The organism is Caballeronia sp., assembly GCF_028292365.1.
Lineage (GTDB): Bacteria > Pseudomonadota > Gammaproteobacteria > Burkholderiales > Burkholderiaceae > Caballeronia.
The window spans coordinates 1-17,575 of record NZ_JAQGMM010000052.1; the positions used below are offsets into that span (position 1 = coordinate 1).

18 protein-coding genes are annotated in these 17,575 nt (G+C 60.5%); 5 read left to right on the forward strand and 13 right to left on the reverse strand.

All coding sequences use genetic code 11. The features are described from left to right. Positions 1–83: 83 nt before the first annotated feature. Genes JWR14_RS03115 through JWR14_RS03135 form a run of 5 tightly spaced genes read right to left on the reverse strand, consistent with a single transcriptional unit; the run spans position 84 to position 5,116 of the window. Positions 84–1,226, reverse strand: a complete 1,143-nt coding sequence (locus JWR14_RS03115; RefSeq protein ID WP_299701155.1) for an FAD-dependent oxidoreductase — start codon at positions 1,224–1,226, stop codon at positions 84–86. Further along, positions 1,223–2,020, reverse strand: a complete 798-nt coding sequence (locus JWR14_RS03120; protein WP_299701158.1) for an ABC transporter permease — start codon at positions 2,018–2,020, stop codon at positions 1,223–1,225. Before JWR14_RS03120 ends, JWR14_RS03115 begins: the two co-directional genes overlap by 4 nt. A gap of 13 nt (positions 2,021–2,033) precedes the next feature. Next, positions 2,034–2,906 carry an ABC transporter permease gene (locus JWR14_RS03125; protein WP_299701161.1) on the reverse strand — a complete coding sequence of 291 codons (873 nt, stop codon included), beginning with the start codon at positions 2,904–2,906 and terminating at the stop codon, positions 2,034–2,036. Then, positions 2,893–3,972, reverse strand: a complete 1,080-nt coding sequence (locus JWR14_RS03130) for an ABC transporter ATP-binding protein (protein ID WP_299701164.1) — start codon at positions 3,970–3,972, stop codon at positions 2,893–2,895. The genes JWR14_RS03125 and JWR14_RS03130 overlap by 14 nt, the downstream gene beginning before the upstream one ends. A gap of 52 nt (positions 3,973–4,024) precedes the next feature. Further along, positions 4,025–5,116: an ABC transporter substrate-binding protein gene (locus JWR14_RS03135; protein WP_299701167.1), complete on the reverse strand. Its 1,092-nt coding sequence runs from the start codon at positions 5,114–5,116 to the stop codon at positions 4,025–4,027. Between the two features lie 135 nt (positions 5,117–5,251). On the opposite strand from JWR14_RS03135, the gene JWR14_RS03140 reads away from it, so the two are divergent. Beyond that, positions 5,252–6,175, forward strand: a complete 924-nt coding sequence (locus JWR14_RS03140) for a LysR substrate-binding domain-containing protein (RefSeq protein ID WP_299701170.1) — start codon at positions 5,252–5,254, stop codon at positions 6,173–6,175. Positions 6,176–6,195: 20 nt separating this feature from the next. Here JWR14_RS03140 and JWR14_RS03145 read toward each other — a convergent pair whose 3' ends face one another. Then, on the reverse strand, positions 6,196–6,738 hold the full coding sequence (locus tag JWR14_RS03145) for an ureidoglycolate lyase (RefSeq protein WP_299701173.1): 543 nt from the start codon (positions 6,736–6,738) through the stop codon (positions 6,196–6,198). Beyond that, positions 6,728–7,705 carry a LysR family transcriptional regulator gene (locus JWR14_RS03150; RefSeq protein WP_299701177.1) on the reverse strand — a complete coding sequence of 326 codons (978 nt, stop codon included), beginning with the start codon at positions 7,703–7,705 and terminating at the stop codon, positions 6,728–6,730. The genes JWR14_RS03145 and JWR14_RS03150 overlap by 11 nt, the downstream gene beginning before the upstream one ends. Positions 7,706–7,897: 192 nt before the next feature. On the opposite strand from JWR14_RS03150, the gene JWR14_RS03155 reads away from it, so the two are divergent. Both JWR14_RS03155 and JWR14_RS03160 read left to right on the forward strand, forming a co-directional pair. Beyond that, positions 7,898–8,581 (forward strand): DUF2848 domain-containing protein, encoded by a 684-nt coding sequence (locus tag JWR14_RS03155; protein ID WP_299701179.1) that lies wholly within the window; start codon positions 7,898–7,900, stop codon positions 8,579–8,581. Positions 8,582–8,848: 267 nt separating this feature from the next. Continuing rightward, positions 8,849–9,946, forward strand: coding sequence for a branched-chain amino acid ABC transporter substrate-binding protein (locus JWR14_RS03160; RefSeq protein WP_299701203.1), 1,098 nt, complete (start codon positions 8,849–8,851; stop codon positions 9,944–9,946). A gap of 80 nt (positions 9,947–10,026) precedes the next feature. Here the strand turns inward: JWR14_RS03160 and JWR14_RS03165 are convergent, their stop codons facing one another. From JWR14_RS03165 to JWR14_RS03185, 5 genes are all read right to left on the reverse strand, one after another. Further along, positions 10,027–10,851, reverse strand: a complete 825-nt coding sequence (locus JWR14_RS03165; protein ID WP_299701181.1) for a betaine/proline/choline family ABC transporter ATP-binding protein — start codon at positions 10,849–10,851, stop codon at positions 10,027–10,029. Positions 10,852–10,882: 31 nt separating this feature from the next. Continuing rightward, positions 10,883–11,839, reverse strand: a complete 957-nt coding sequence (locus tag JWR14_RS03170) for a proline/glycine betaine ABC transporter permease (RefSeq protein ID WP_299701183.1) — start codon at positions 11,837–11,839, stop codon at positions 10,883–10,885. 48 nt (positions 11,840–11,887) lie between these two features. Beyond that, positions 11,888–12,925: an ABC transporter substrate-binding protein gene (locus JWR14_RS03175; protein WP_299701186.1), complete on the reverse strand. Its 1,038-nt coding sequence runs from the start codon at positions 12,923–12,925 to the stop codon at positions 11,888–11,890. Between the two features lie 62 nt (positions 12,926–12,987). Beyond that, positions 12,988–14,214 carry a Xaa-Pro peptidase family protein gene (locus JWR14_RS03180; RefSeq protein WP_299701188.1) on the reverse strand — a complete coding sequence of 409 codons (1,227 nt, stop codon included), beginning with the start codon at positions 14,212–14,214 and terminating at the stop codon, positions 12,988–12,990. 31 nt (positions 14,215–14,245) lie between these two features. After that, positions 14,246–15,133, reverse strand: a complete 888-nt coding sequence (locus JWR14_RS03185; protein ID WP_299701191.1) for a hypothetical protein — start codon at positions 15,131–15,133, stop codon at positions 14,246–14,248. A gap of 130 nt (positions 15,134–15,263) precedes the next feature. Here JWR14_RS03185 and JWR14_RS03190 point away from each other — a divergent pair, with 130 nt between their 5' ends. Then, positions 15,264–16,166, forward strand: a complete 903-nt coding sequence (locus JWR14_RS03190; RefSeq protein ID WP_299701194.1) for a LysR substrate-binding domain-containing protein — start codon at positions 15,264–15,266, stop codon at positions 16,164–16,166. Positions 16,167–16,300: 134 nt separating this feature from the next. After that, positions 16,301–16,837, forward strand: a complete 537-nt coding sequence (locus JWR14_RS03195) for a GNAT family N-acetyltransferase (protein ID WP_299701197.1) — start codon at positions 16,301–16,303, stop codon at positions 16,835–16,837. 94 nt (positions 16,838–16,931) lie between these two features. Here JWR14_RS03195 and JWR14_RS03200 read toward each other — a convergent pair. Beyond that, positions 16,932–17,575 (reverse strand): KUP/HAK/KT family potassium transporter (locus JWR14_RS03200; RefSeq protein ID WP_299701200.1); only part of this gene is annotated, 644 nt, incomplete at its 5' end.

The following is a 17,575-nucleotide window of genomic DNA, read 5'->3' on the forward strand; positions in this document are numbered from 1 at the left end:
GACGCATCGCGGCAAGTGGACAACGGCAATGGCAATGGCAAGCCGTTGCTGCCGGAGCCGATGCAAGCGAGACGTTGAAGCGGCTAGTGAGCATGACTGGTCGCGTGCTCGGCGGCGAGAAAACGGCCACCCCGGAATGCGGTGAGTTCATCGGGGATCGGACCACCCTTGATCCATGGAGCGATGCGCATGGCATGCGCCGCCGCGAGCGTCACGCCGCTGTGACAGGTCACGACGAACGCGCCCGGATACTGCAGCGACTGTTCGTAGATCGGGAAGCCGTCGGGGCTGTAGACACGCAGCGCAGCCCACGTGCGTACCAGCCGCACGTTCTTCAACAAAGGGAATGCACGCACGCCGCGCCGCGCGATGGTCGACAGCACATCAGCGGTGGTGAAGTCGTTGTAGCCAACCTCTTCCATTGAGTCGCCGAACTGCACCGAGCCTTCATCGGTCTGACGCACATTGATGGTCGGGTAATGCAGGAACGGAGCGACACGTTCACTGACCAGCACCTGTCCGCGATTCGGTGCAACCGGCGCATGCAGACCCACTTGGGCGCTGAGCGCGCGGTTGCCAAGGCCTGCAGACAGGACAACTTTCGGCGCGCGCCACACAGCGTTCTTGCTGTGCACGGCGAAGCCGTTCGGCTCAGGAACGATCCGTCCGATATCTTCGCCGTTGATGAGCGTCACGCCGCGCCGTTGCATGGCGTCGTGTAGCGCACGCAGCAGCTTGAGCGGATTCACATGGCCGTCCATGGGCGTATAACTTGCGCCGATGACTTCAGGTCCTACGACCGGAATACGTTCGCGCAACTCCCGCGCATCAAGCAGTTGATACGGATACTCACCGCCAAGCTCTGTCTGTAGCGTGGAGAGACGCTTCTCGCGTTCAGCCAATTCTTCGTCGGAGAAACACAGGTGGAAACCGCCCGGCTGCTTCAGCGATACATCAATGCCGGTCTCTTCCAGCAACGCCGCTGCGAGCCCCGGCCACAGTCTTGACGAACTGCGCGACCAGCGCGCGTACGGGGACAAACCGTAGCCTTTGCCCTGCACCCACACCAGCCCAAAATTGCCGCGCGACGCGCGAAAGCCGCCATCGCCCTGGTCCAGCACCGTGACCTTTGCCCCTTCGCGCGCCAGCCCGTAGGCCACCGCGGTTCCTACCAGCCCACCCCCGACCACCAGCACATCGGGACTGTCGACTGAATGACCTCTCATCGTGTTTCTCCAATCAGGACGCGGTCCAGACCAACCATCCGGTCGAGCACCAGCATCAGTACGATTGTGCCGACGATCAACACGGTAGACACGGAGGCCACCAGTGGATCGATCGTCTGCGCGATCTGGTTATACATCGCGACGGGCAGCGTGGTCGTGCCCGGTGTCGCGACAAAAATGGTCATGGTGAGTTCGTCGAAACTCTGGATGAACGACAGCACCCAGCCGCCGGCCACGCCAGTGCGGATCATCGGTAGCACGACGCGGCGAAAGGCGGTGAAGCGACTCGCACCGCACGACAATGCCGCCCGTTCGGCATCGCGATCAAGGCCAATAGCAGATGACAACGCCAACCGCAACGCGTAGGGCAACACAATGATCACGTGCGTCGCGCAGAGCGCCCAGAACGACCCGCCGAGTCCAAGCAAGCTCAAGAATCGCAGGAACGCGATGCCTAGCACCACGGCGGGAATCATCATGGGCGAGAGGAAAAAGCCGGTCAGCGCGCCGCGTCCGGGGAAGCGATATCGGGCAATGGCCAGCGCCGCCGGCAACGCGAGCGCTACCCCGATTGTCGCCGCCACCAGCGCGAGGCGCACCGAGAGCCAGAAGGCATCGACAATCTGGTCGTTGTGCAGGAGCGCTCTGAACCAGCGCAGCGACGCACCATCGAACGGCAGGGAAATGAAGCCCTTGTCGGTGAATGAGACCGCGATCACGACAACCAGCGGCGCTGCGATGAACGCGAGAAACAGCGCGTTGAATAGCAGCCCCAGGAATCCGTTTTGTTTCATGACGTCTCCCGGTTCAATCGAAGATGTGCTTGAAGCGGCGCTCGGCAAGACGACTGCAGCCCAGCACGATTGCCACGTTGGCAATCAGTAACAGGACAGCGATTGTCGCGCCCAAAGGCCAGTTCAGCGTACCGAGGAACTCGTCGTACGCGGCGGTCGCAACCACCTTGAGACGTCGACCGCCGATCAGCGAGGGCGTTGCAAATGCGGATGCCGAGAGCGCGAACACTATGATCGATCCAGACAGGATGCCCGGCAGGATCTGCGGCAGCACCACACGCCGGAACACGCGAAAGGGCGAGGCGCCCATCGACCGGCCGGCCCATTCCACTTGCGGATCCAGCTTCTGCAACGTCGCCCATACCGACATCACCATGAAGGGCACCAGCACGTGCGTCAGCGCGATCACAACGCCGGTCATGGTGAAGACCAGACGGACAGGTTCATCCGTGATGTGAAGCGCCTGCAACGCATTGTTCAGTACGCCGTTGTTACCAAGCAGGATCTGCCAGCCGAGCGTGCGCACCACCACCGATATCAACAGCGGACCGAGCACGATGAGCAGGCAGATGGACTGCCACGGGCGTTTCATCCGCGCGAGCACGATGGTCTCGGGCACGCCAAGCAGAATACAGAGGAAGGTCACGGCGAACGCCATGCCTGCGGTGCGCGCGAAGATTGCGCCGTAGTAGGGATCGGTGATGACTTCGAGGTAGTTGCGCAGCGTGTAGGTGGCGAGCGTGCCCTGGCTGTCGCTGAAAACGTGGAAGGACAACACCAGCGTCAACAGTAGCGGCACCAGCAGCAGACTGCCGAATAACAGCAACGCGGGGGCGGACAGGAGCCACGGCGCGGCGCCCGCGCGATCGTTGTCAAGCGTGGCCATGGTGTCCCTCCTTCTGGAGCACACGCAAGTCGTCGTCCGACCATGCCACGCCGACTTGCGCGCCTTCATCGGGCGGCGGTGCGCCGTTGTTCGACTGCGCCACGCTCAGTTGCCCAAGACCGGTATCGATCAGCAGAAGCCACTGGTTGCCGGTGAATACCCGCGTGGTGATGCGGCCAGTAGCACGCACACCTGCTGTATCCATGGTCGTGAGATGAACCTTCTCCGGGCGGATATACACGTTCACCTCGCCCTGCACATCGCGGCCTTCGTGGGGCACCTTGAGCGTGATGCCCGCCACGTCGACTTCAGCGCAGCGCGCGTTGAGACGCAATACCGCGCCGGGCAGCAGATTGGTTTTCCCCAGAAATGCCGATGCAAACGGCGTCTCGGGCCGCTCGTACGCTTCGAACGGCGTGCTCAGTTGAGCAATCTTTCCACGATGCATCACCGCAATGCGATCGCTCATGGTCATGGCTTCGACCTGATCGTGCGTGACAAGAATGGTTGTGATGCCCAAGCGCTTTTGAATCGACCGCAATTCGATGTGCATTTCCTCGCGCAACTTGGCATCGAGATTGGACATCGGTTCGTCGAGCAACAGTAGTTCGGGACGCATGGCAAGCGCGCGGGCAATCGCCACACGTTGCCGCTGGCCACCCGACAACTCTTTCGGATAACGGCCGCCCAGTCCGTTCAAACGCACCAGGTCGAGCGCTTCGGCCACACGTTCGGCGCGTGCCGCGCGTTTCATGTTGCGCATTTCCAGGCCGAAGCCGACGTTGCCGTTCACGGTCATATGCGGGAACAACGCATAGCTCTGGAACACCACACCCATGCCACGTTTCTCTGGCCGCTCATGCGTGATGTCGCGACCATCGAGCAGGATGGTGCCGGTGCTTGGCGTGACAAAACCCGCGATCATCTGCAGGGTCGTGGTCTTGCCGCAACCGGATGGACCGAGCAGCGACAGGAACTCACCACGCTCAACATCGAGGTCAATATGCTCGATCGCGGTGAAGTCGCCGTAGTGCTTCGAGATGCCTTTGAGGGTCAGAAAGCTCATGTGCGTCCGTGAGTTAAAGTCGGCGGTCGGGTCCGATAGATCAGCGTGAAGCTCACCGCTCCACGCTGCGATTCCAGCGTTCGGTCCACTCGGTTCTATGTTGGTTGATCGTCGTCCAGTCCACTGCGACCAGCTTCGATATCTGCTCAGGACCATACGGCACGCGCGCCGCCACTTCCGGCGTCAGTTGCACGGTCTTGTTGACCGGACCGAGGCCAATCGCCTGCGCCTGGATCATCTGCACTTGCGGGCTCAACAGATACTGAATGAACTGCTGCGACAACGCGGGCTGCGCGTTCTCGGCCACGGCGCAGGCGCCGACCTGCAGCGCGACGCCGCCCTCTTTCGGATAAAAGAACTTGAGCGGGAAACCGGTGTTCTGCAGCGCAACAGCGCGGCCGCTGCCATACGGTGCGAGGATCACGTCGCCGCTTTGCATCAGGCCGTCCATCTCACCGGGCGTCGGCGCCCACGAGAGGACATCCGGTGCAACCTGCTTGGTCATCGCGGTAAATCCCGGATCTATATTCTTCTCGCCGCCGCCATTCAAACGGGCGAGCATTACCAGCGTATGCAGGCCGTATGTGTTGGTGATAGGCGGCATGCCGAGCTTGCCCTTCAGGCGCTTGTCGTACAGCACGCTCCAGGAATCCGGTGCGGGCAGGCCCATCTTCTTGAAGGCGTCCGCGTTATAGCCAATCCCGGTCGCGACCATGCCGACACCCACCGACGTCGGGCCAAGACGCGCAAGCGGATACAGGTCCTTCATCACCGGAGCTTCCTCGACCTTCGCGCACAAACCCATCTGCATCGCCTGGTACATCGGACCGTCATCCATTACCGCGACGTTGATTTGCTGATGCCCTTTTTGCGCCTGCAATTTCGCGAGTGTGTCGCTGGAATTACCCGCCACATAGACGATCTTGACGTCGTGCGCCTTCTCGAACGGCGGAATGATCTTGTCGCGATACATGGTCTCGTTCGAGCCGCCGACATTCGCCACATACAGCGTGGTTTCAGCGTGCGCCAGCAGCGATCCTGACAACGCCCCGGCACAAACGAGCGCGGCCAGCAGCGGCCGCAGATACGAACGAGAAGACAAATGAGTAGACGACAGGCAACGGATTTGCTGCAGTTGTTTCATGTGCGGTTCTCCAGACTATGCGGCGCGAACGCTTGGGGGAATGTGGTCAGGCAAAATTATTTTGTTCGTCGCAGGGCATATCGTCCAATAAGAATAAAATAACTATCCATACAAGGATGATATGGGTTTCGTTCAATGAATCTTAAGCACATAGAGGCGTTTCGGGCGGTCATGCTGGCGGGTTCAATGACCGCGGCAGCCAAGGAATTGTTCACGTCGCAGCCCAATATCAGCCGCTTGATCTCGCAACTCGAACGCGAAACCGGGCTGTTGCTGTTCCAGCGCAGCGGCGTCCGGTTGATTCCCACCAGCGAGGGCAATGCATTTTTTCGCGAAGTGGAACGCGCGTATGTGGGCCTGCAGGGGCTGACGAATGCGGCGGCCCAGATCAAGAATCTGGGAACCGGTCGATTGCGCATTGCAGCAATGCCGTCGGCAGGAATGACGCTCGTGCCGCACGCGATCCAGCGCTTCCAGGCATTGCATCCGGAAGTCACCATCTCGCTGCACGTGAACACCTCAGGCACCGTCAATCACTGGACGAGTTCGCAGTTCTGCGACCTTGGGGTCGCGATCTATCCCAGCGAGGCGTCCAATTGCGAGGTCGAGTTGTTATCGAAAGTGGCGGCGGTAGGTGTGCTGCCTGCGGGTCATCGGCTGGCGAAAAAAACGTCGCTGAAGCCGAAAGATTTTCAGGGAGAACCCTATATATCGCTGTGTCATGGCGACGGCACACGCGCACAGATGGACGAGGTCTTCGCACATGCAGGCGTTGAACGGGTGATGGCAATCGAGGCTCAATACTCCGCCATCTGCTGCGAGATGGTTCGCTGCGGCATGGGCGTGACGCTGTCGCATCCCATCGTTGCACAAGATTTTGCCGGTCCTGGCATCGAGATCCGTCCATTCACGCCAGCGGTCCTGTTTCCCATTTATTTGCTGTTTCCCCCGCATCAGCCGCGAACTCGTTTGACCATGGAATTCGTCGACATACTGCGAGAAACACACGACGATCGGATGGCGGCGGCGGGTAAGCTGGAGCGGTTGAAGCGGGCTTGAGAGGGACGTGGTCCTGGGAACTACAACCCCACGAGCCTATGCGTCGGAATCGACTTGATTGCGCTTTCGCACGCCGGCGCTCCCGTCTCCAGATGGACGACCAGGTCGTAGGTGGTCGAGCGCCGGGTGAGCATCAGGCACGTCGACTCGCCTTGCGACACGCGCGTTGCGTGCCAGCAGTGCGGCCGCATGCAGACACCCTCGCCTTGCGGCACCCAAAACGCACGCAGTGATTCCATATCGGGTTGGCCGCCCTCCGTGCTCGTTGCGACGATCTGGATGACAGGCGCGGTCAGCGGCACGATGGCTTGCTGCGTGAGCCAATGGGCTTCGAGGCTTGCGACCGTTTCGTCAGCGTTCCGGTACTTGACCCATAGCACTTCGGACTCACCGGCCACGCCGGTATCGAAGAGATGTTCGCGCCAGAAATCCGAAGCCGGACTAGTGTATGCGGGAACATGGCCGTCGGTTTTAAGCGGCTTGCCCAGCATCCAGCCATAAGGGTTAAAGGCCTCGGCGCTGAGCGGTTGAATCGTGAGAGAAAGATAGGGATCAGTCGGCATTTTTTGGCGGAGCGTGGAGGGCTGATGATGGAACCGGTGTTTCGTTCGTGCTGGGGAGCAGCGCGAAATCGGGGCCATTGGCGAGGCTGAAATCGCGCACCACTTGCAATGCAAGGCGCGTGATCGATTCGCACAGCAGGCTGTCCGGGCTGCGCCTGAACGTGGCAACGAGCGCAAGCGCCGGAACGCGGTGCGTCACCTGCAACAATTGCAGGCTCCCCGATTGCAACTCGTGCATGACGAATGCGGTCGGCAGCACGGCTATGCCGAATCCATCGATGACAAGACGGATGATCGCGGCCACCGACGAGACACAATTGATCTGGACGGTGGTCTCCCCGCTGGCCCCGAACAAGTCAGTGAGGAAGCCATGCGGCGCCGAGTGCCGCGCAAAACTGACGATGGGAAACGCAGCCAGCTCGGCCTCCGACAGTGCTTCAGCCGATAGATTGAGCGAAGGACTCGCCACCCATCGCATGGGGAGTGTCCCCAGCGGAATGTTGACGGCGTCGCTACCCGTCACGTTCGTGGTCAGCAACGCGACGTCGACGTTGCCATTGATGAGATGCCCGGAAAGATTGGCCGTGGTGTCCGACGTCAGTTCAATCGTCAGGTTCGGGTACTCCTCCCGCACCCGCTTCAACAGGTTCGGCAACCATGTATGCACGACCGACTCGATCACGCCCAGCCGCAGCAGCCCCGATACTTTGGAGCGGTCGCTGACGCTTGCGAGCATGTCCCGGTTCAACTTCAGGATCTGCTCCGCGAACGCAAGCGCCTTGGTTCCTTCCTGCGTGAGCGTCACATCGCGTGGTCCACGGTCGAACAGACGCACGCCAAACTCCTGTTCCAGAGCAGATATTCGGCTGGAGATGGCGGCCTGGGTCGCGTGCAGGTGCTCGGCCGTCATCCGGAAGTTACGCAGTTTGGCGAGCCATACAAACGTTTCGAGAAAACGGACATTCATGGCGCACTCCGGCTGATGCGTTGAGTGGCGAAGCGGCAAGCATCGACCGAATCATTCCCCGTCAGTTTATAGCTGGAAGAATTTCGGCGTGACAAGAAAAAGTGACCACAGGGACCTACATTTACTTGTTGGACATCGCCATGCCCTTCTTCAAGACTGTCATTCATTAAATCCACCGGGTGAAAGGTTTTGATGAAGACACTTGAATGCACGATAGATGACGGCGCGGGTATTGAGCTGACGGTGAACCGCCTGGTCATTGCCGGCTGGGCAGGGCGCGATGCGCGCGACGTCGAGCACCATATCCGCGAACTGGAAGCGCTCGGGGTCAAACGTCCGGTGTCGGTGCCGACGTTCTACCTGGTCGCGCCGGCCTTGCTGACGACCGAGGACGCAATCATTGTTGTGGGCACGCACTCGTCCGGCGAGGTCGAGGTCGTGCTGATCCAGACCGCAACCGATGGCTTGCTCGTCGGCATAGGGTCCGATCATACGGATCGCCGCGTGGAAAGTTACGACGTCGCCGTGTCAAAGCAGATGTGCGCGAAGCCGGTGAGCACCGCGCTCTGGCGTTATGCCGATGTCGCCCCGCACTGGGATTCGTTGATCGCGCGCAGTTGGCGGATCGACGGTGCTGCCAAACCCGTGCTGTACCAGGAGGGCACGCTCGCCCGCTTGCTGCATCCGGAAGACCTGATCGAACGAGGTTTCCGCGCGGCCGCCATGCCGCCCGGATCGGCGATGTTCTGCGGCACGCAAGCGGTGCTCGGCGAACTGAGCGCAGGAGCGGGCTATGAGCTCGAGCTACATGATCCGGTACTCGGACGCAGCCTTCGGCACCGCTATGGGGTCGACGCGCTGGCCCATGTTGAATGAAGTGGTGCGGACGCCCGGCTCCGCAACCCGGGCGACTTTAGCGAGGCATTAGATTTGTTTATTGCCGGCCAACAGAATTAGTCGCTGGACGGGGCAAATTGGCCTTTGAATACTGAGCCTCATTCGCTGCCCGTGTTGCTGGTCGTGTTCGATGAACGCGGCCAGCCCGCTCACTCTCCAAGCCCCAAGGATCCGCTCGTGACCTCCTCTTCCGCCCCGCTTCGTTTCTCGCGTCCCGCTTGCTCCGCCCTCGCTGCCGCGGTTCTCCTGACTATTAGCGGACAAAGCTACGCCGCCGACCCAACGGTCGTCCTGATCGGCCACGCTGCGCCGTTGACCGGGCAGCTTTCCCACATGGGCAAGGACAGCGAAAATGCTGCGCGGCTGGCGATCGACGAGATCAACGGCCAGCACCCGACCATCGGCGGCAAGCCAGTCAAGTTTCAGCTCGACTCCCAGGACGACGCCGCCGATCCGCGCACCGGCACGCAGGTCGCGCAGAAGCTGGTGGACGACGGCGTGGCGGCGGTTGTCGGCGACATCAATTCGGGCGTCTCGATCCCTGCGTCGAAGATCTACAGCGAAGCGGGCATCGTGCAGATTTCGCAAGGTTCGACCAATCCCACGTATACGCTGCAGGGATACAAGACCACGTTTCGCGTCGTCGCTACCGACGCACTTCAGGGGCCCGCACTCGCCCACTACGCGCTCGACTCGCTGCATGCGAAGCGGATCGCCATCATCGACGACTCCACTGCCTACGGCCAGGGACTCGCCGATGAATTCGAAAAGGCCGCGAAAGCGAACGGCAGCACGATCGTCACGCGCGAAGCAACCAACGACAAGGCGACCGACTTCCGCGCGATTCTGACGAAGATAAAAGGCTTGCGTCCCGACGTCATTATGTACGGCGGCTCTGACGCCACCGCCGGGCCATTGGCCAAGCAGGCGGGCAATCTCGGGATCACGGCGAAGGTGCTGGGCGGCGACGGCGCATGCACGGAGAAGATGATCGATCTCGCCGGCGATGCGATCGGCAACGTGACCTGTTCAGAGGCGGGCTTGGCGCTCTCGAAGATGCCCAAGGGACAGGACTTCGAAAAACGCTACGCGGCCCGTTTCAATACGCCGATCGATGCATACGCGCCGTTCACCTACGACGCTGTCTACGTGATCTACAACGCGATGAAACGCGCTGACTCGACGGACCGCACCAAGGTGCTTGCCGCGATGCCATCGACTCAATATGACGGCGTGATCGGCCGCATTGCGTTCGATCCGCATGGCGATCTCAAGGATGCAGCCATCACGATTTATCAGTTCAAGGACAAGAAGAAAACCGTGATGGATGTCATCAAGATGTGAAGGTTGCAGTGAGCGTGTGTTTCCAGGGCCCTTGTTACGGGCCCTGTCCTGCGTTCAGTCAATCGTGCTCACTAATTGAGTTACGCGACGCGTTCGGCGCGACGCTCGACGAACCGGCGGACATAGTCATTCGCGGGGAAACGCACGATGTCCTCAGGCGTGCCTTGTTGCACGAGTTCGCCATCGCGGAGAATCGCGATCTGCGTGCCGAGCCGCAATGCTTCGTCCAGGTCGTGTGTGATGAAAACAATGGTCTTGTTCAACGTCCTCTGCAGCTCGAGCAACTGATCCTGCATCTCGGTCCGAATCAACGGATCAAGTGCCGAAAATGCTTCGTCCATCAGCAGCACTTCCGTGTCAGCCGCTAATGCACGGGCCAGCCCCACGCGCTGGCGCATCCCGCCCGAGAGCTCGTCGGGGAATTTATCGCCGTAACCATCCAGGCCAACCTTGCCGAGCCAGGCACGGGCCTTCTGGTTCGCCACATCGTGGCGCTCGCCTCTTACACGCAATGCGTACGCCGCGTTCTCCAGCACCGTTGCATGAGGCAACAGACCGAAGTTCTGGAACACCATGCTCACGCGATGCCGCCGGAATTCGCGCAGCCCCGCCGCGTTGAGCGACAGGATGTTCTCTCCGTCGATCACGATCTCGCCCGCGCTCGGATCGATCAGCCGGTTGAAGTGTCGTACGAGCGTGGACTTGCCGGACCCGGACAAGCCCATGATCACGAAGATCTGACCGGCCTCGATTTTCAGGTTGATGTTGTTGAGGCCGACGTTACAGCCGTTGTCGGCGAGTACGTCCGCCTTCGACGCGCCGTGCCTGAGCATGTCGATCACGCGTGCATGGGTCATCGTCGGCCCGAAGATCTTGTAGACGTTGCTGACTCGGATAGCTGTCATGTTCGCGCTCCGCTAGAGGGATAGATGAGGGTCAGACCTGACGCGATGCGGCGTCGCCCGCCGCTTCCGGCTCGCCGAGACCGGCGCTGCGCGCGCTTTGACGAGCCTGCACGCGTGCCTTCCTGTTCGCGCTCAGCGCCATGCGTGCACGCCGTTCCTGCCCATACCCCTGCGAGATCCGGTCGATTACTATCGCCAGGATCACAATGGCGATGCCCGCCTGCATGCCCTTGCCGACATCAAGTGTCTGGATGCCGGCGAGCACGTCTTCGCCCAGGCCGCGCGAGCCGATCATCGATGCAATCACGACCATGGACAACGACATCATGGTGGTCTGGTTGATACCGGCCATGATGCTCGGCCGCGCGAGCGGCAACTGCACGCCTATCAGCATCTGGAAGCGTGTCGTGCCGAAGGAGCGCGCAGCTTCCACCACGTCGCCGTCGACCTGCCGGATCCCTAGGTCCGTGAGCCGGATCAGCGGCGGCAACGAATAGATCACGGTGGCGAAAATGGCGGGCACCTTGCCCAGCCCGAATAACATCAGCACCGGGATCAGGTACACGAAACTGGGCAACGTCTGCATCACGTCGAGCACGGGCAACAACCCCCGGCGGACCCAGCGGTTCTGCGAGCACAGGATGCCAAGCGGGATGCCAAGCACGATCGACAGGACGGTTGCGACCAGCATCAGCGCGAGCGTCTGCATCAGCTTGTCCCACAGCCCGAACGCGCCGATTGCGTAGAGCAGCAGCACGAACAACGCGGCCAGCGAGAGCTTGCGCGTGGCGTGCCATGCGAGCAGGCCGGCGAGAAGTAACAACAGCCACGGCGGCGTGATCCGCAAGCCGCTTTCCAGCGGCACCAGCAGGTATTTCAGCACGACCAGACTGAACGAGTGGAAGGCATCGCCATAGTTCTGGACCAGCAATGCGACCTTGTCGTTAATCGGGTCGGCAAGCGATAGATGCGGAAAGATGGACGTCATGGTTCACTCGTCTTGAGAAGGGTCGCGGTGACGGGAGGGTCCGTTTTTTTAAGTGCCGAGCTTGGCCTGCACCTTGGCCGCTACGTCGGCCGGCACCCAGGTCTTCCACATCTCAGGGTGCGTGCGCAGGAACGTGGTGGCCATGGCCGAGCCGTCGATCTTCTTCGATGTCATTTCAAGAATCGTGCTGTTCAGGAAGTCCATCGGAAAATGGACCTTCGAGAACATTTCGATCGCTTGCGGTTCCGCTTCGCCGAAAGGCGTCGAAACACCCACCGTTACGTGCGACACCATATACGACGATGCACATTGCTTCGTACTGCTTTCATCGCGAAGAGTCTTCCAGCAGGCGTCGTTATACGGCGGCATCTTGAGTTCGGCGAACTTGTATTTCGCCATCAACGCAGCCGGTCCCCAGTAATAAAACACCAGCGGCTTGCCGCGCTGATACGCCGATTCAATCGATGCATCCAGCGCCGCGCCCGTGCCCGGATGGAAGTTGGTGTACGACGCATCGAGGCCCAGCACCTTGAGCAAACGCGTGTTCACCCGTTCGCAGTCCCAGCCTGTCGGGCAGTTCAGGAAACGGCCCTTTTCCGGTTCTTCATCATCTGCAAACAGCTCCTTATATTTCGGCAGGTCCGTGACCGCAACCAAGCCAGGCGCGCTGGCCTTGATGTTGCGCGACGCGTCGCCCTTGATCACGTATTCGGGCACGAACCAACCCTCTTTCGTGCCGCCTGGGAGTGTGTCGCCGATAAGCTTGACCTTGCCGGCAGCAACCGCTTTCGATGTGATTTCACTGCGGCCGGTCCATTGCTCCGCCCAGACCTGCACGTCGTTGCTTGCCAGCGCGGTCTCGGTGGCGGCCGTGCTGCCGGGCACGACGTCCGTGGCGCAGCCGTAGCCCTTTTCAAGGATCTGCCGCAGCACTTCGGTCGCAAACGCGCCGCTTTCCCACGTAATGCCCGCAAAGTGCACGGTCTTGCCCGAGCTGCAGAAAGTCCCTGCGGCATGCGCAGTGCCGGCGCTTGCGGCAACCACGACCAGCGCCGAAATGCTTGCTTTCAAGAATCGTTTGAGCATCGTCTTGCACCTATGGGGGTTGGTTTGTTATCGGATTTTTCATGACGCATCGCGTGCGAGGATCAGGCCAGCAATCGCGCCTCGAACGGATAGTCCGACAGCAGTTCGACGCGGCCGTCGTCGCGAACGTAGAGCTGCTCTTCCAGCTTCACGCCCTCGCCGCCCGCCTCGTGTCCAATATAGCTTTCGATACACAGGGTCATGCCCGGCTCGATCACGCCGTCATACCCCTTGGCCTCGTTGTCTTCTCTATGCACGATATACGGATACTCGCCCGTCATGCCAACGCCATGAGCAAGCGCGAAATAACGGCGTGCGCGGTAAGGTTCGGGAATTTTCCAGGCGCGGGCAATGAACTCCTGGAATGTCGTGCCGGCGCGCACGTTCTCCATGTTCGAGTGAATCTGCTCGTACGCAAGCTGGTAGAGATTCTTTTGCGCGGCTGTCGCTTGTACATCGCCGCAAAGAAACGTCCGCGAAAAATCTGCGTAGTAGCCAAAGCGGCCGACCACGTCGGTATCAAGCCCGACGAGTTCACCCGACTGGATCTTGCGCGGACTGCTTTCCTGGAACCACGGATTGGTGCGCGGCCCCGAACTGATCAGGCGCGTTTCAATGTAGTCGCCATCGGTCGCAATGATGTGCTGATGCAAATGCGACCACAGCTCGTTCTCGCTGATGCCCGGCACCAACGCCGCTTCCAGCTTGCGCACGCCTTCTTCAGCCGCACGCAGCGACGCGCGGATCATCTTGATCTCGTTGGGCACCTTGATCGCGCGCGCACGTTCGAGCGGCTCCTGCGCATCGAAGACCTGATAGCCGCGCGTCTGCAACGCGAACGCTGCTGCGGATGTCGCGCTTTCGATCGCGATGCGCTTGCCGCCGCCGCTTCGTTTCATCAGCTCATCGATCTCGGCTGCCCAACGCTCGGTAACCTGGCCAAGCATGTCATCGCAGAAGTAATAGGAGATCGCGGTCGCGGGGCGGACTTCATCGACAGTGTCCAGCCCGTCGGCCAGAAAATCGCAACCGGCGTATTCGAACAGCACGACCTTGCCTTCCGCCGGCACGAACACATAGCGAGCGGGGTTGCGCATTGAATAGACCTGCATGTTGCGCGAGCCGGTGGCGTAGCGCATGTGAGTCGGGTCGAACAGAACAGCGGCGGTGAGATCGCGCTTCTTCAACTCACGGCGTACCGCAGCCAGCCGGTCACGTTGAATCTGCGCAATTTCTGCGGCCGTGGGTTCGCAATCTTCAGGTAGATGAGTGGGACGAATAATCGACATGTGGACTTTTTATAAGAGTTAATCGGATGCGTTAATCAACCAGGCTATCGGCGCGAACGAGCCGTTGCTCGGCTTCCAGATGAGCTTCCGAAACACGGCCATACAACTGGCGTGTCCGCTCAAGCCGTCCGATCACGCCAGGCTTTTGCGAGTACGCAAAAATGGCTGTGTGGCGCTCGACATCGCCCGCCACCTGCGTGACGCGGTGCAGCGAAAAGCGGCCCTTGAATAATTGCAGGTCACCCGGACGCAAGGTGATGACGTTGATGGCTTCGCGGGTTTCCCCTCGTACCACCCGGCCGACGCCTTCGTAGTTTTCGCCTTGCGGCGTACGAATATTCGGGCAGTATTCGAAGTCGCCACCCGTGGTGGGCTGCTGCGTCATCATCGAAACAATGAATTCGTTCGTGTCGTAATGCCACGGCTGCTCGGTGCCGGGCGGCATCACGTTCTGCACGAGGCCCGCGTACGGATCGGCGTATTCCCACACCCGCGTTTCGCCCAGGCAAGCGGCCACGAAACGTTTCATCGCCTGGGCGACATAGATGCGATGCACGATCGCGTCCGCCGGAATCAGGTCGCGTGTCACGAAACCGCTGGTGCGGTCCATGAAGATGCGGCGTGGATCGGCGTCGGACAACGTGGGGTCATCGGCGGTGAAGTAGGCGTTCACCTTACGAGTTGAAAAGTAGGTTTTCGCGGCCAGCGCGCGACCCTCGTTGCGTGCCCGTTCCAGCGCCTCCGGGCGCAGGAAGTCGTGCAGCACGGCGCTCCCGCTAGCTGCCAGCTCGGCGCGGCAGGCTTCCACCAGCTCGCTCAGGCGCGGGCTGTCCGGGTCGTGCAGGGGATAACGGTCGGTGTTGACGATATCGCCGAGATCAAGGCATTCAGCATCGGCAAGTGAAACGGAGAGAACCACGGCAGGCTCCAAATCGATATTTTGGCGAGTGGATTTACGGGGCGACTTCAACAACAATCTGCGAACACAATCTGCAAACGACTGCCCGATCTTTTGGCGGCCAATTTCTTTTGGAAAGCGAGTATTTCCGATGGATTCCATTAGCGAACCCGATTGGTCGAAGATCGCTTCACTCGATGCGGAACTCGTGCGTGCGTTCGTAGTAGTGGCCGAAAGCGGGGGTTTTACGGCGGCGGCGCGCCAGCTTCATCGCACGCAATCGACCATCAGCCTGCGTATCCGCACGCTTGAGGAGCGGCTTGGCGCGCACCTGTTCCTGCGCAATAGCCGTCATTTCGCGCTCTCAAGCGATGGCGAGAATTTCCTGATCCACGCGCGGCGAATATTGCAGGTGCAGAACGAGGCGATTGCATCGTTGACGCGCGGTAGCCGGGGCAATGTGATTCGCTTCGGGCTGCCCGAAGATTATGCGGAGCTATGGCTGCCGGAACTGCTGCGGGCGTTTTATGCGTTACGTCCCGGCGCGCGGCCGCATATTCATTGCCGGACGTCGCTGGAATTACTTGAGCGGCTGGGTGCAGGCGAACTCGATCTGGCACTGGTTGTACGGCACGGCGAGCGTGCCGGGGGGAAACCCCTAGCGCGTCAGGAACTGGTGTGGGCGGCACATCGCGATTTCGTGTTGCCTGCGGATGCGCCGGTGCCGCTCGCTCTCTTCGATGAAAGCTGTACTTACCGGCAACGGGGATTGCAGGCGCTGACCGCGATCGGGCGGGATTATCAACTCGTGTACACGAGCCAGAGTCCGACGGGCATCCGCATAGCGGTGAATCATGGTGCGGCGGTGACGATCATCGATCGTCGGACGCTGCCGGCGTGCTGGCGCACGTTCGGTGAATCAGACGGTCTGCCGGCGCTGCCGCCTGCGGAGCTGGAACTTCATGTTGCGCCGACCATGCGTAACGAAGCAACGCGCGACCTGAGCGCGTTGATCGAGACGCTGGTGTCGGAGCATAGCGGCGTGATGGCTTGAGGGTTGCACGACCCGCAAAATCGCTACGCGCATCCAAACTTTTCGATCTTCATCTGAGCGGTTATATTCCTTGTTCTCCTCGGGCTGCGCTGCGAGCGGCGCCCCTGTCCTGCTCACGCCCACATGTTTCGACCATGCCCCATTTCGCTGTCGTCCTCGAAACCGATCGCCTCATCCTGCGCCCACCACAACAAGCCGATTTCGACGACATCCACGCCATGTGGTCAGACCTCGAAGTCGTGCGCCACGTGACCGGCAACGCCTTCACGAAAGAAGAAGCGTGGGCACGCCTGCTTCGAAGCGCGGGTCATTGGGCATTGATGGGATTCGGCTACTGGGTGGTCAGCGAGAAGCACAGCGGCAAGTTCGTTGGTGAAGTCGGCTTCGGACAATACAAGCGAGGTATAGACCCTGCATTCGATGAAGCACCGGAGATTGGTTGGATGTTGACGTCAGCGTCCCAAGGACAAGGCTACGGGACCGAAGCCGTACGCGCCGCGCTGCAGTGGGCGGATACACGCTGGCCCGAAGCGGAGATTGTCTGCATCATCTCGCCGGAAAATGCGCCCTCGCTTGCGCTCGCCAGGAAATGTTCATTCGCGCCAAGCCGCACGACGACATACAAGAGCAAACCAACCGTTGTGTTCCAACGTGAGGTGCCGTCGCGCTAGTCATCCGGACCCCTTGGGGGCGGCTACGGCGAAGAGCAGTGAGTTCTGCTGTCCGCCTCGCAATCAATGAGGCGGACAGCAGAAACCAACGCCCTTAAATCTCCACCTTCGATCCAAATTCAACCACACGATTAGTCGGCAACTTAAGATACGCAGAAACATTACCGACGTTGTGCAGCATCACGCCGAACAACCGCTCGCGCCATAACGCCATACACCTCTCCCTATCCTTCTTGGGTATCACAGTCGCGCGGCTCAGGAAGTACGACGTCTCCGACTGCTCGAACACCAGGCCATATGCCTTGCATGCTTCAAGAGCACGCGGCAAGTTAACCTCGTCCTTGAAGCCATAAGCGATCGTGATGTGATAACAATCGCTACACAGCAGTTTCACCGACACGCGCTCGCGCTCCTCAACCCACGGAACCTCCTTGTTTGCCACCGTCAGGAACACCACGCGCCGGTGCAGCACCTGGTTATGCATAAGATTGTTCAGCAGTGCGTGCGGTACGCCGTTGGGATCCGGCGACAGGAAAATCGCCGTCCCGCTGACCCGCACCGGCGAACGAGCCAGCAACGACTCCAGGAACGGCTTCAACGGCGTGGTCCCGGCCCGCACCTTGGCTTCTCCCAGCAGGATTTCCCATCCACGCCCCCACGTGGTCATGACGGCAAACATGAGCAGCCCGATAGCAAGCGGGAACCAGCCGCCCTGCGTGATCTTGAGCAGGTTGGCCG